This window comes from Peribacillus sp. SIMBA_075, assembly GCF_046534585.1.
Window position 1 is genome coordinate 1 of sequence record NZ_JAWRYN010000609.1, and the last position, 272, is coordinate 272.

The window sequence follows — 272 nt, forward strand, 5'->3', positions numbered from 1 at the left end:
TCATTATTTACAAAATATGAAATTTACTGGGACGGTTCGAAGTATGCAAGTAGGTGAATTTGTATTTAATAACGAGCCTTTATTACGTGTTGATGTACCGCTCGGTGAAGCACAAATTATTGAAACTGCCCTGTTAAACATTGTGAATTACCAAACATTAATTGCAACAAAAGCTGCTCGTATGAAGCATGCTGCAAATAATGATGATCTTTTAGAATTTGGTACAAGACGTGCCCACGAGTTTGATGCAGCTCTTTGGGGCACACGTGCTG

The 272-nt window shown here is 38.2% G+C and carries 1 pseudogene; it reads left to right on the top strand.

The annotated features are described in order from the left end of the window. Positions 1-272: pseudogene (locus tag SB775_RS29610) on the top strand (nicotinate phosphoribosyltransferase); the annotation flags it as partial.